The organism is Metabacillus schmidteae, from assembly GCF_903166545.1.
GTDB lineage: Bacteria > Bacillota > Bacilli > Bacillales > Bacillaceae > Metabacillus > Metabacillus schmidteae.
Window position 1 is genome coordinate 1590655 of sequence record NZ_CAESCH010000001.1, and the last position, 13289, is coordinate 1603943.

Here is a 13289-nt window from a genome sequence, read left to right on the forward strand (position 1 = left end):
TATATAAATGCAGTGGAACCTCCACTGCATTTTTAACGTCTGAAGGATGTGCATAGAAAAATTTAGGGCTTGTATTTTTTTTCACTAGAAGATTGATCTTTTGTGTCGTGTTTGTCTTTTTCTTCTCTTTTTTCTTCTTTTATATCTTCAAGTGGTAAATCATCAATAGGCATTACTAGTTGGTCTACTTCTTTCTGATCTTCCCTATCTTTTTGAAACCGTTCAGGATTATCTTTTTTCTTACTTTGCACTTTATCTCGATCCATCAAAATTCCTCCTTATGATAGTAATTGTTCACTTGGATTTTTAATACCCTAACGATTACGCAGGTAAACACAAGAAGGAGGGGAATGTATAATTTTAGAAATGGGCCAGATCATAAGCTTAGTCCAAGACATTTCTTTATGGAAGCGATTTGCTTTTTCAAAAAAAAGAATACATAAAAAAATGTGCCTGCCTATACATAACCCGACATGAGTATCCATTTCCAACAACCAGAAAAGGGAAGCGGGGGTTCAAAAGTGAAAATTTGTAAATATTAACTATTTGCGTATCGTTTATAAGGGGGAAAAGTGAAAAAAGCATACGTAAAGAAGAAATCCGTATGCTTTGAAGAAGTCATTGAGAAAAAAATATTCGTAAAATCCAAAAAAAAGGTAGAAATGATCTTGAGAGAGAGCAAAAAACTGTTAGTATTATCCATTTTTGTATCGTTTATAAGGGGGAAAAGTGAAAAAAGCATACGTAAAGAAGAAATCCGTATGCTTTGAAGAAGTCATTGAGAAAAAATCATTCGTAAAATCCAAAAAAAGGTAGAAATGATCTCGAAAGCAACAAAAACTGTTAATATTATCCATTTTTGTATCGTTAATAAGGGTGAAAGTGAAAAAAGTTTACGCAAAGAAGAAATACGTATGCTTTGAAGAGTTATCGAGGAAAAAAACATTCGCAAAATCCAAGAAAAGGAAGAAAGGATTTAAAAAGTAATGAAAATTGCAATATTGTCCATTTATGTATCGTTTATAAGATGAGAAGTGAAAAAAGAATACGCAAAAAAGGAATGTGCATGCTTTTATAAAGCTAGGAAGTAAAAAATCGTACGTAACTTTAGATAAAGGAAATAGAAAAACTTTAACTTAGCCATATCTAATGATAACAAACAAAGCGGTTAAGCCAATAATGCATCAATAGAACATCTATGAAAAAAGATGTTCTATTGAATTTTTAACAGAGCTAAATTCTAAATAATTTCTTAATCTATTTTTTCTTTTAGAAAATTATGTTTTACTTATTTTCTATCAGATTTTTTTGTTTCTTTAACATTGAAAACACGGTCAATATCAAACGATGGCTTTCCCCGAATCGCATCATTTGATATAAGAGTAACTTTCTCTTTATTCATTTTTTTTGACATATGCAATCCTCCTTGATCTATTTTTTATAAGATTCCCCTGTTTGGGTTTTAGTATGAGTTTATCTAAACGGGATAAAAGCAGGCGAATATGTTTTCCAGATAAGTTGTACCAAGGAGTATCTGAGGTATTGAAAGAAATATACTAATTACAAATTATAATCCATATGTAGAAAGGATGATTTGCAATGAAGAATTCATTAAAGGAAAAAGCGGTGTCGTTTTTACAATTAGTTGCGTCAGGAGAAGTGCGTGAAGCATACCGTAGGTTTAGTGGTCCGAATTTCCGCCATCATAATCCATACTTCCGTGGAGATGCTGAATCTCTTATGCTCGCAATGGAAGAAAATGCAAGCAAGAATCCTAACAAAATTTTTGAGGTGAAACGTGTCATCGGAGAAGGTGATATTGTTGCGGTTCACTCTCATGTAAAGCAAAACCAAGATGATCTTGGAGGAGCTGTTGTCCATATCTTCCGTTTCCATAATGACCTTATCGCCGAACTCTGGGATGTGGGCCAGCCTATACCGGAAAATTCTCCAAATGAGAATGGTGTTTTCTAAGAAAGAGTAATTGTTCTTACTTACGATCTTAGTAAAGACAGAGCTTTATTCATATTATAGAAGAAATTAAAAGTAAAGAAGGGTATAAACATGAGTGTTACACTAGCGTTACTTGCAGCTTTTTTCGCTTCACTAACAGGGATACTGGCGAAAATTGGGATGGAGAATGTGAATTCAAACTTAGCTACTGCCATTCGTACGGTTATTGTGTTAATAATGGCTTTTTTGATTGTGTTAATTACAGACCAGCTTTATTCAATAACCCTGATTTCAACAAAAGCATTACTGTTTATCCTATTATCAGGGGTTGCAACGGGTATATCATGGTTGTTTTTCTTTAGAGCACTTGCGATGGGGGATGCTTCCAAGGTAGTACCGATTGATAAATCAAGTGTGGTATTAACAATTATTTTATCGATTGTAATTTTGGGTGAGAAAGCTGTCCCGCATATTATGGTTGGAGGGGCACTAATTGCTGTTGGGACCTTTATCTTGATAGGGAAGAATGAAGAAAAGAAACGATTTACAGGTTCGCAAATTTATATTGTGTATGCCATATTAGGGGCTGTATTTGCTGCATTAACGGCCATATTGGCGAAAATAGGAATTGAGGATGTTGATTCAAATGTTGCAACCTTTTTAAGAACGATTGTGATTTTACTTTTTTCATGGACAATCGTATTTTTTAAAGGTAATCATAAAGAAATGAAAAAAATCTCATCAAAAGGTTATCTTTTTTTAATTCTTTCAGGGGTGGCGACAGGTTTATCATGGCTTTGCTATTTTGCTGCATTGGCTATTGGGAAGGTTTCTGTTGTGGCTCCAATTGATAAGTCAAGTGTTGTCATAACAATGATTCTGAGTTTTGTTATTTTAAAGGAGAAAATTACTAAAGCAAAGGTTATAGGTGGGATAGTTATCACGATAGGAACCATTTTTTTGATCTTTTAAATCCTAAATCAAAAAGGCGCATATGTTTGCGCCTTTTTATTGAGGAAACATAAATTAATGGATATTATGCTTCTTGAAATTACCACCTTTGACTTCAGCTACATCATATACAGTAACAAAGGCACCTCCATCAATTTCATTAATGATTTCTTTCAGCTTGGTTTCTTCCATACGGTTGATGACACATGTGATTTCTTTGAATTTCTCATTAGAAAAGCCGCCGTAAGCTTCTTTATATGTCGCACTTCTACCTAAACGATCTCTTATTGTCTCAATCATTATGTCAGGCTGAGTTGTAATAATCTGAAATGTTTTGGAACCACTTAAACCTACTTCAACAATATGTATAACTTTTGAAGCGATAAAATAAGCAATAGCAGAAAGTATGGCCCCTTGGAGACCGAATACGGTTGATACAAAAATAAAGACAAAAATATTTAAGAATAGAATGAGATCACTTGTACCGAATGGTAATTTCCGGGATAGTAATACGGCAAGCATATCAATTCCATCTAATGCCCCACCATTACGTAATGCTAACCCCATCCCAAAGCCGAGAATAATTCCTCCGACTACAGTAACTAATAAGGTATCCCCTTCAATAATTGCAGGTATATGGTGCATGAAAACAGTACTAACAGCAAGAGAAGCTATTCCAAGAATGGATAATATCGTGAAGGTTTTACCAATTTGTTTGTATCCCAGCCAAACAAAAGGGATGTTTAGGGCTGCGATTAAAACTCCTAACGGTATATCAAATAGTTTTGAGGCAACGATGCTAAGTCCTGTCACTCCTCCATCAGATACATTGTTAGGAATTAATACTGTTTCTAATCCATATGCTGCTACAATTCCGCCAATAATGACCATTAATCCTTGTAGAAGCTTTCTTAATTTAATTTGTTTATGTTTTTCATTCACACTCATCATGTTCCTCTTTTCACATTTTTTCCTACTTAAGTCTACCATAAAATAAAATATTTTATCCAACACAGAGAAGACCCACATACTTTGAATAAGTATGTGGGTCTTCTCTGTGTCTTTATTTATCTATTCTAAATCCTTCTTAACCGTATTCACCTGATGCTTCATATCCATCTGCTTGTCTGTACGATGGTCAATGCTGACATTGGTCACAATACGGTCAGGACCGGCTGATAATGCTTCTTCATGCATGTCCTTTGCGATGTCCCACAGTTGATCAATCTCTCCTTCGATGACAGTAGAGGTCGGAGTCAACTTATACGTTAAACCTTTATCCTCTATTTTTTTGACAACATTGGAAACCTCTGAACTGAAGCTGGTCGAATCAGTTCCGATGGGAATGATGCTAATTTCCAACAATGGCATTTATACCACTCCTTTTCTCGATCCTTAGGTTTCATCTATTTTATTTATTAGGTTCGGCGGGTACGGAAATATCCTCAAGTGCTTTTCCGGCTTTTTTCGTTGAATCATTATGAACAGCTAAGTCACCAAGCGAGACCATTCCTACCAATTTTCTACCTTCAACAATAGGTAGTCTTCGAATTTGATATTTTGACATAATCTCTGTCGCTTGTTCAACTGTCATATCCGGGGTTCCTTTTATAACATCTTCGGTCATTATCTTTGAAATTGATGTTTCACCTGATAGATTGTTTGCTATCCCTTTTATGACCATATCACGATCTGTTACGATCCCTACTAAACTATCATCTTCACAAATAGGAATTGAGCCTACTTCAAGCTCTTTCATTTTTAAGGCTACATCACTGCAAGAACTTTTAAGTGTACAACTTTCCACTTCAGTTGTCATAACTTCGGTAATTTGCATGTTTATTCCTCCTTCATGATTTATTGTCCTTCGTTTTCATGGATACCCTTCCTCATTTTTTGTAAACATAGAGGTGAGGTAGTTTACTAAATTTAATTAATCATCTTTATAATAATTGTTTAATCTCTAACCCTATTAACATTTTTTGAAACCTAAATTCTAGTTATTTTTTTGAAATATTTGCCGTTTAACCATCCTGTTCATTGGGAAAGTAAACTATGAGCAATCACAACACTTAATCGAATTTTAAAAGGAGGAAGAAAATGATAGATTACAACGGAGTAACAGATTCTTGGATGGCGTATTTAGGTAGATTACCAGATTTAGTTCTTGCACTTCTCGTCCTTTTAATAGGGTGGATTGTTGCAGCACTTGTTGCAAAGGCTGTAAAAGCTGCCTTGCATCGTACAGATTTTGATAACAAAATGGCGCGATGGATGAGACCTGATTCTGATAGAGAACGGAGTACATCAAAGCCTGTCAATTATTCTTCTGAAAAAATTATTAGTAAGATTGTATTTTGGTTGATCATGGCTGTAGCTTTTGTTTTATTTTTAAATATGTTGAGCCTGCCATATGTGGCACAGCCGATTTCCGAAGCACTAGGTGTTATCGTAGCTGCGATACCAAACCTATTAAAAGCGGCTCTTATCGCAGTTGTTGCCTGGTTGATTGCATCAGGTTTGTCGATGCTGATTAAAAAGGCAGGAGGAAGTCAGCGTATTCAAGGATTTTTATCGCGATGGAAGCTGACAAATGACACGATTCAAGGTAATCAAGCGGTCATTTCTGTTTCTAAGGCAGTCTTTTATTTAACACTGTTGCTGTTTTTGCCAGCTGTTCTCTCAGCACTCGGAATTGAGGCCATTTCAGAGCCTCTTGAAGGAATGTTAAATGGATTCTTTGCCTTTATTCCTAAGCTAATTGGTGCAGCGATTATCCTCTTTATTGGATGGTTAGTAGCGAAGATCGTAAAAGAAATTCTTGTGAAGTTCTTGAGCAGTATAGGAACAGATCGTCTTGCAGCTAAGCTAGGTGCTGAAAAGGCACTTGATAAACATTCCCTTTCTCAGCTGATTGGGACTATCGTGTATGTTTTCATTTTAATCCCGGTTGTCATCTCGGCTCTTGAAACATTAGATATTGATGGCATTTCTGAACCGGCGGTAGGAATGCTTGGTCAAATCATGGACATGATTCCAAATATCATTGTAGCGATTCTACTTGTGGCAGCAGGTTTATGGGTCGGTAAATGGGTTAAAACAGCCGTTACTTCTTTATTAGAACGAGTTGGATTTAACAGCATTTTATCTAAAATAGGACTAGGATCACTGCGAAAGAGCACACAAACGTTAACGATTTCTGAGCTGGTCGGATTAATCGCACAGATTATAGTTGTTCTATTATTTACAATCGAAGCGTTACAGCTTGTCAATCTAGATAGCTTAGTTTCTATATTAACCGTTGTATTAGCGTATATCCCAATGGTGCTAACGGCTGTTCTAATTCTTGGAATTGGATTTTATGCAGGAGATCTTGTCAAACGTATTGTGAAAAGCATGGTAAGACAAGAAACAGAAGGGAAGCTGCTCGGAAATATTGCTAAATATACAATTATTACACTAGCCTTCTTCATGGCACTAAATCAATTAGGAGTAGCTAGCACAATTGTCAATGCTGCCTTCATCTTAATCCTGGGAGGTTTCACCATTGCATTTGGATTGGCTTTTGGATTAGGCGGAAGAGAAGCTGCTGGTCGTACTCTAAATAAATTAAGTAATAAAATGGAGCAGACAACCATTCAAAGTCCTGATCCAAGCGAATGGAAAAGAAATCCAGAGCAAACGAACATCAAAACAAGTGATACAAATTTATTTCAAAATAGAAACATGACTGATTTTAACAATCCGAGAAGAGATAAATAATATCAGTAAATTTGAGGAATAACAGACTGCGTGTGCGGTCTGTTATTCCTTGTGTTATAGCAAAGTTTGATATGATGGCCAAAAATCATATTAACCAAATACTCAGATCAAAATCAAAAGCCCTCAAATGTCCTCCAAATGAAACATTTAATCAAGGTTAGAAATATTATTAACTTTTATTAATATGCATAAAATATGGATGATTTGGTGAATGGGACAAAAAAGGATCTATATTTCAACAGTAGTGATGAATGATCATACAATAAAATGGATATACATACATATACTTATCTATAAATATTTGCTATATAACAGAAGCTACGACATAATTAATATATGAATATTTCATATGAGGTGAAAATTTGTGAACAAAGTTAGTTCAGTTTTTTGGTATGCACTCGCTATTTGTGTAGTGCTAGTTGTTTGGGGGGCTTGGGCTCCACAGCATTTACAAAACTTGACGTCAACTCTAACGTCATACATTTCAGAAGCATTTGGATGGTACTATTTATTACTTATCATGCTGCTGCTGGCTTTTTGTATCTATTTAATGTTTTCCAGGTTTGGAAAAATCAAATTAGGTAAAGAAGATGATAAACCGGAATTTAGTACACCTACCTGGTTTGCTATGTTATTTAGTGCAGGAATGGGGATGGGGCTGGTTTTTTGGACAACTGCAGAACCTATTTCACATGCATTTAAAAGTACGCCGGGATTTGAGCCGGGTTCCGATGAGGCAATTAAACAATCGCTGCAGTACTCCTTTTTTCATTGGGGAATTCATGCCTGGGCAGTATATGGCGTTGTCGCTCTCGTTTTAGCTTACTTTAAATTTAGAAAAGGATATCCTGGATTAATAAGTGCAACACTAATACCTATATTTGGCGAAGAAAGTATGCGAGCCATGCCGGGAAAGATAATTGATACTCTGGCCATCTTCGCTACAGTTGTAGGGGTCGCTTCCACTCTTGGTTTCGGTTCAGCGCAAATTAACGGTGGGTTAGCCTACCTATTTAATACGCCAAACAATTATGGGGTGCAGTTATTAATTCTTGCCATTTCAACCATACTGTTTATTTTTTCAGCCTGGTCTGGAATTGGAAAAGGGATAAAATATTTAAGTAATATTAATATGGGTCTTGGATTTGTACTTCTGTTGATCCTTTTCATTGTAGGACCTACATTATATATTTTGAATATGTTTACAACAACACTCGGTGGTTATATTACAAATTTCTTTGATATGAGTTTCCGACTGTCTCCATTAAATGAGGAAGGTCGTACATGGATCGATAACTGGACAATTTTTTATTGGGCATGGTGGGTTTCCTGGGCACCATTTGTAGGGATCTTTATTGCCCGTGTGTCGAAGGGAAGAACAGTCAAGGAATTTTTACTAGGAGTCCTTTTTGTCCCTGCGATCGTTTGCTTTATCTTTTTTGCGGTATTTGGTGTTTCCGCATTAAATATCGAACAAAATGGAATTGACGCTATTTCCAACTATTCATTGGAAACAGCTACATTTGGTGTTCTTCAGCATTACCCGCTCGGAGATTTTATGGCATTTTTAACGATCATCGTTATTGCTATCTTTTTTATCACTTCGGCTGATTCAGCAACGTTCGTTCTAGGAATGCTGAGTACATGGGGTTCCCTAAATCCATCAAATGCAGTTAAAGTTACTTGGGGTCTTGCCATGTCAGCAATGGCAGCTATTATTGTTTATTTTGGCGGTACACAGGGACTGCAGAATATGCTGATCATTGCTGCCCTTCCATTTTCCGTGGTCATAATATTGATGGGCTCTTCGTTTTATAAAGCGGCCAATGTCGAAATTGAAAAAAAGAAAAAAACAAAAGAAAAGAAGAAAAAAGAACAATCAAAAACACCAATAATAAGCTAATGGCATATAAAAAGACCACCCTTTTTAGATAATAAGGGTGGTCTTTTCGTACTGTACATTCATCATTATAAAGTAATGACAATAGGGCCATCTTTCGTAATAATAACCGTATGTTCACATTGTGCTACAAAGCTGTTTTCTGTTGCAAATGTCCATTCATCATCTTTGTATTGAAATACTTCCTCTTCACGTGTCGAGATGAATGGTTCAAAAGCAATAACCATTCCTTCTTTAAGAAGCTCGTCATCAGAAGGCTCATAATAATTATAAATATGGTGTGGGGCCTCATGAATGGTGCGCCCAATTCCATGACCTGTAAGGTTCATAATAACGGTAAATCCATTTTCCCGTGCAGTAGCTATAACGGCTTTGCCTAGTCTGCTTTTCTTTGTACCGGGTTTTACTCTTTTTAAACCTGCATCAAAGGCTTCTCTAGCAGTATTACATAATTTGGTTAATTCAGGTGTACTGTTACCAACTACAAATGAGATTCCAGTGTCAGCAAAATAACCATTTTTTGAGCCTGAAACATCTATATTTACAAGATCACCATCTTGGATAACACGACTGCCCGGGATACCATGTGCCACTTCTTCATTAACACTTATACAAGTGTATCCAGGAAAATTGTATTCTCCCATTGGCGCAGAAATAGCCCCATGCTTTTCAAATAAAGTTCCTGCCATTTCATCAAGTTCTTTTGTGGTGATACCAATGACTGTCTTTTCAACTAATTCATTTCGAATTAAGGCCACAATTTTTCCTATTTCTTTTAATCCGTTAAAATCTTCTTCAGTTTTTGCAATCATTTTTATTTCCATCCAATCTTAGAATTTATGTCTATTAGATTATCCTATTTTAGAGGGAAAATCCAATCTCTGCTTTCTTATGTATCAATTTTACCGAAACCTTAAGAAATATAAAATAATTTTAATTTTTTGAAAAAGGGATTGAATCGAAGTATTGCAAGTGTTAATATACTACTTAATAAATAGTATAACATATTTATTGTAATTATAATTTTAAGTATAACACAATAACGTTACTAAATGAAAAGAGCCATGGAGTAGGAGGTTAGTAGTGAATAAGAAGGAAATTATTTATGTGGTTTCCGATTCGGTTGGTGAAACAGCTGAACTATTAGTTAAAGCTGTTGCAACTCAATTTAATCGGCAAGATGTAGAAATTAAGCATATTTCCTACATAGAGGATATGAAAGATCTTGATCATGTTATTACAGCTGCGAAATATAATCACTCCATCATTGCCTACACAATTGTAGTACCTTCTTTAAAGAAATATCTTGACGAGCGGGCATGGGAAGCGGGAATTCCTGCTATTGATTTAATGAAACCGCTTATGGATGCGTTTGTTGAAAAATTACATACAGAGCCGATCCGACAACCGGGGTTAATGAGAAAATTAGATGAAAACTATTTTCGTAGAGTCGAAGCAGTGGAATTCGCTGTAAAATACGATGACGGTCAAGATGTAAGAGGAATTAAACATGCAGATATCGTCTTGATTGGAGTTTCCAGAACATCCAAGACACCGCTTTCAATGTATTTGGCCCATAAACAATATAAGGTGACAAATGTCCCTTTAGTACCAGAAATAGCACCTCCTGATGAACTTTTTTCTATTCCAAAAAATAAATGTGTTGGGTTAGTTATAACACCAAATAAGCTAAATGAGATTCGCCTGGAGCGATTAAAAAGTTTGGGACTAACAACACAAGCAAATTATGCGAATTTAGATCGAATCCTTAAAGAATTAGATTATGCCGAAAAAATCATGAAGCGAATTGGGTGTCCAGTTATTAATGTTTCAAATAAAGCAATTGAAGAGACAGCTGATTTAATATTAGCGATGTTAAAAAAGAGGGGAGCTGTTTTCCGTGGTTAAATTTGTTTATATGTTTGATGAAGGGGATAGTAGCAAAAAGGAATTATTAGGAGGAAAAGGAGCTAATTTAGCTGAAATGACGAAGATTGGCTTACCAGTACCTTATGGATTTACTATTACAACTGAAACCTGTAACACATATTATGGTGCGGGAAAATCAATTTCATCGAATATTGAACATCAGATTTTGGAAGCACTCACTACTCTCGAAGAAAAAACAGGGAAAAGACTTGGAGATTCCTCCAACCCATTGCTTGTTTCCGTAAGATCAGGTGCAGTGCATTCAATGCCGGGAATGATGGATACGATTTTAAATCTTGGCATAAATGATGAAACTGTCGAGGGTCTTGCAAATCTAACGAATAATCCGCGCTTTGCTTATGATTCTTACAGAAGATTTATCCAAATGTTTAGCGATGTTGTATTAAAAGTTGATAGTTTTTATTTTGAACAATATTTGGACGAAGTCAGGGAAGAGAAGGGATATAGCTCAGATCCTGAAATGACTTCTGAAGATTGGAAAGAGGTTGTAAAAGAATACAAGAAAATTGTTGCGAAGCATTCGAGAACGGCCTTTCCAGAGGATCCAAAAGAGCAGTTATTCCTATCGATTCGTGCTGTTTTTGATTCATGGAATAATCAACGTGCTATTGTATACCGCCGTCTTCAAAATATCCCCGAACATCTTGGAACAGCAGTGAACATTCAGAGCATGGTCTTTGGTAATATGGGCAACAATTCGGGTACTGGAGTAGCTTTTACGCGTAATCCATCAACAGGGGAAGCAAAGCTTTACGGTGAATATTTAATCAATGCACAGGGGGAGGATGTAGTTGCTGGTATCCGTACTCCACAACCAATTACATCACTTCAAGAGGAAATGCCAGCTGTATATCAGCAGTTTACACAAACATGTCAGCTCCTTGAAAATCATAATAAAGACATGCAGGACATTGAGTTCACTGTAGAACGAGGAGAACTTTTTATTCTGCAAACACGTACCGGAAAGAGAACAGCTCAAGCTGCGATAAGAATTGCTGTTGAATTAGTTAAAGAACATATTATTACGAAACAAGAAGCCATATTACGAGTAGATCCTGATCAACTTAATCAACTGCTCCATCGTCGAATCGATGACACGCATGAACGAAAACAGATAGCGAAAGGACTGCCAGCTTCTCCCGGGGCAGCAACAGGTGAAGTCGTATTTGATGCAGATGAAGCTGAAAGGTTAGCAAAAGATGAGAAAAAGAAGATTATTCTTGTCCGTCCGGAAACAACGCCTGATGATATTCATGGAATTGTTGCTGCAGAGGCAACTGTTACTAGCCGCGGAGGAATGACAAGCCATGCAGCCGTTGTTGCTAGAGGTATGGGAAAAGCATGTATATGCGGATGTGAAGCATTAAAGATTGATCTTAAGTCAAAGCAATTTAAAGTTGGAGATACGATGATAAAACAAGGTGATATCATTACGATTGATGGTTCAACTGGTGAAATAATGCTAGGAGAAATTCCAATGATTGAACCAAAACTTTCTGATGAATTTCAATTGTTGCTTTCTTGGGCAGATGAGGAACGAAAACTTGGTGTGAGAGCAAATGCAGACAATCCAATTGATGCCAAAAAAGCACTTGAATTTGGAGCAGGAGGAATCGGATTATGCCGTACAGAGCATATGTTTATGGATGCTGGACGTATTCCAATTGTTCAAGAGATGATTCTTGCTGAAACACATCAGGAACGAGAACTTGCATTAGCTAAATTATTACCAATGCAACAAGAAGACTTTGAGGGGATTTTTGAAGCAATGGATGGTAATCCTGTAACCATTCGTTTATTAGACCCTCCTCTTCACGAGTTTTTACCAGATAAGGAAGAGCTGCTGGTTGAGGTGACTAAACTTCAATTAACAAATTCAAATCCTAAGGAGTTACAAGAGAAAGAGCAGCTTTTAAGAAAAGTGCGTCAACTTGATGAATTCAACCCGATGCTAGGTCATCGCGGTTGCCGTTTGGGAATGATTTTTCCGGAGATTTACGTGATGCAAGCGAAAGCCATTTTTTACGCGATTTCGAAGGTGATGGAAAAAGGAATTGCTGTAGGCCCGGAAATTATGATTCCTTTAGTTGGCCACGTAAATGAGTTAAAAGAAATGCGTCAATTAGTGATCTCTGCGGGGGTTCAAGTTGAGGAAGAGATAGGGCAAAAATTCAACTATCTAATAGGTACAATGGTTGAAGTACCTCGAGCTGCCTTAACTGCAGACCAAATCGCCGAGGAGGCAGACTTTTTCTCCTTCGGAACAAATGATCTAACACAAACAACATTTGGATATAGCCGTGATGACGCAGAGAGTAAGTTTTTACAAGCTTATATTGAAAACAAAGTACTTCCAACAAATCCGTTTGCTTCCCTTGACCAGGAAGGCGTAGGGAAACTGGTTGAAACAGGTGTAAAACTTGGCAGGAGATTAAAGCCTGAATTAAAAACCGGAATATGCGGTGAACATGGCGGAGAAAAGAATTCAATCCAATTCTGCCATGATGTGGGACTTGATTATGTGAGTTGTTCTCCATACCGTGTACCTCTAGCACGTCTGGCAGCAGCACAGGCTAAGATTAAACAGGAACAAAAACAATTCGAACTTCAACTTCAATCATAATAATAACAAGGCTGCCTTTTTTAGGCAGTTTTTTTTATGGTAGGATTATAGATTTCCAAAATATGATTAATACGCATAGTACCCATTTAGTAAACTAGTATGATATAACTAAAGAGGAGGTAAAGTTACAGATTTTAGTTGCGAGGATAT

13 protein-coding genes are annotated in these 13289 nt (G+C 36.4%); 7 read left to right on the plus strand and 6 right to left on the minus strand.

Translation table 11 applies throughout. The features are described 5' to 3' along the window. Positions 1–62: 62 nt before the first annotated feature. Positions 63–266: a hypothetical protein gene (locus tag HWV59_RS07675; RefSeq protein WP_102230046.1), complete on the minus strand. Its 204-nt coding sequence runs from the start codon at positions 264–266 to the stop codon at positions 63–65. Between the two features lie 306 nt (positions 267–572). On the opposite strand from HWV59_RS07675, the gene HWV59_RS07680 reads away from it, so the two are divergent. Then, on the plus strand, positions 573–770 hold the full coding sequence (locus tag HWV59_RS07680; RefSeq protein ID WP_175638499.1) for a hypothetical protein: 198 nt from the start codon (positions 573–575) through the stop codon (positions 768–770). 518 nt (positions 771–1288) lie between these two features. Here HWV59_RS07680 and HWV59_RS27270 read toward each other — a convergent pair. Beyond that, on the minus strand, positions 1289–1414 hold the full coding sequence (locus tag HWV59_RS27270) for a hypothetical protein (RefSeq protein ID WP_268921759.1): 126 nt from the start codon (positions 1412–1414) through the stop codon (positions 1289–1291). A 185-nt stretch (positions 1415–1599) separates the two neighbouring features. On the opposite strand from HWV59_RS27270, the gene HWV59_RS07685 reads away from it, so the two are divergent. Then, a complete protein-coding gene (locus HWV59_RS07685) occupies positions 1600–1974 on the plus strand; it encodes a nuclear transport factor 2 family protein (RefSeq protein ID WP_102230047.1) in 375 nt (124 codons plus the stop codon). 90 nt (positions 1975–2064) lie between these two features. Continuing rightward, on the plus strand, positions 2065–2925 hold the full coding sequence (locus HWV59_RS07690; RefSeq protein ID WP_175638500.1) for an EamA family transporter: 861 nt from the start codon (positions 2065–2067) through the stop codon (positions 2923–2925). 54 nt (positions 2926–2979) lie between these two features. On the opposite strand, the gene HWV59_RS07695 is transcribed toward HWV59_RS07690, so the two are convergent. The 3 genes from HWV59_RS07695 to HWV59_RS07705 form a co-directional block, all read right to left on the minus strand. Then, positions 2980–3852 carry a YitT family protein gene (locus tag HWV59_RS07695; protein WP_175638501.1) on the minus strand — a complete coding sequence of 291 codons (873 nt, stop codon included), beginning with the start codon at positions 3850–3852 and terminating at the stop codon, positions 2980–2982. Positions 3853–3975: 123 nt separating this feature from the next. Then, complete coding sequence (locus HWV59_RS07700; protein WP_102230050.1) at positions 3976–4275, minus strand: MTH1187 family thiamine-binding protein; 300 nt, start codon at positions 4273–4275, stop codon at positions 3976–3978. A 40-nt stretch (positions 4276–4315) separates the two neighbouring features. Then, positions 4316–4741 carry a CBS domain-containing protein gene (locus HWV59_RS07705; protein WP_102230051.1) on the minus strand — a complete coding sequence of 142 codons (426 nt, stop codon included), beginning with the start codon at positions 4739–4741 and terminating at the stop codon, positions 4316–4318. A 263-nt stretch (positions 4742–5004) separates the two neighbouring features. On the opposite strand from HWV59_RS07705, the gene HWV59_RS07710 reads away from it, so the two are divergent. Together HWV59_RS07710 and HWV59_RS07715 are read left to right on the plus strand one after the other, a co-directional pair. After that, positions 5005–6666: a mechanosensitive ion channel gene (locus tag HWV59_RS07710; RefSeq protein ID WP_175638502.1), complete on the plus strand. Its 1662-nt coding sequence runs from the start codon at positions 5005–5007 to the stop codon at positions 6664–6666. A gap of 364 nt (positions 6667–7030) precedes the next feature. Further along, complete coding sequence (locus tag HWV59_RS07715; protein WP_175638503.1) at positions 7031–8569, plus strand: BCCT family transporter; 1539 nt, start codon at positions 7031–7033, stop codon at positions 8567–8569. Between the two features lie 65 nt (positions 8570–8634). Here the strand turns inward: HWV59_RS07715 and map are convergent, their stop codons facing one another. Further along, complete coding sequence (map, locus tag HWV59_RS07720; protein WP_175638504.1) at positions 8635–9378, minus strand: type I methionyl aminopeptidase; 744 nt, start codon at positions 9376–9378, stop codon at positions 8635–8637. A gap of 271 nt (positions 9379–9649) precedes the next feature. Between map and HWV59_RS07725 the strand changes: the two genes are divergently transcribed. Together HWV59_RS07725 and ppdK are read left to right on the plus strand one after the other, a co-directional pair. Continuing rightward, entirely contained in the window at positions 9650–10474 is an 825-nt protein-coding gene (locus HWV59_RS07725) for a pyruvate, water dikinase regulatory protein (protein ID WP_175638505.1), read from the plus strand. Next, positions 10467–13139: a pyruvate, phosphate dikinase gene (gene ppdK, locus HWV59_RS07730; protein ID WP_175638506.1), complete on the plus strand. Its 2673-nt coding sequence runs from the start codon at positions 10467–10469 to the stop codon at positions 13137–13139. The genes HWV59_RS07725 and ppdK overlap by 8 nt, the downstream gene beginning before the upstream one ends. Positions 13140–13289 lie beyond the last annotated feature (150 nt).

Coding starts and splice junctions, on each gene's coding strand:
- HWV59_RS07690 (WP_175638500.1), top strand. CDS start 2,065: ATGAGTGTTACACTAGCGTTACTTGCAGCTTTTTTCGCTTCACTAACA.
- HWV59_RS07700 (WP_102230050.1), bottom strand. CDS start 4,275: ATGCCATTGTTGGAAATTAGCATCATTCCCATCGGAACTGATTCGACC.
- HWV59_RS07695 (WP_175638501.1), bottom strand. CDS start 3,852: ATGAGTGTGAATGAAAAACATAAACAAATTAAATTAAGAAAGCTTCTA.
- map (WP_175638504.1), bottom strand. CDS start 9,378: ATGATTGCAAAAACTGAAGAAGATTTTAACGGATTAAAAGAAATAGGA.
- HWV59_RS27270 (WP_268921759.1), bottom strand. CDS start 1,414: ATGTCAAAAAAAATGAATAAAGAGAAAGTTACTCTTATATCAAATGAT.
- HWV59_RS07705 (WP_102230051.1), bottom strand. CDS start 4,741: ATGCAAATTACCGAAGTTATGACAACTGAAGTGGAAAGTTGTACACTT.
- HWV59_RS07675 (WP_102230046.1), bottom strand. CDS start 266: ATGGATCGAGATAAAGTGCAAAGTAAGAAAAAAGATAATCCTGAACGG.
- HWV59_RS07685 (WP_102230047.1), top strand. CDS start 1,600: ATGAAGAATTCATTAAAGGAAAAAGCGGTGTCGTTTTTACAATTAGTT.
- HWV59_RS07710 (WP_175638502.1), top strand. CDS start 5,005: ATGATAGATTACAACGGAGTAACAGATTCTTGGATGGCGTATTTAGGT.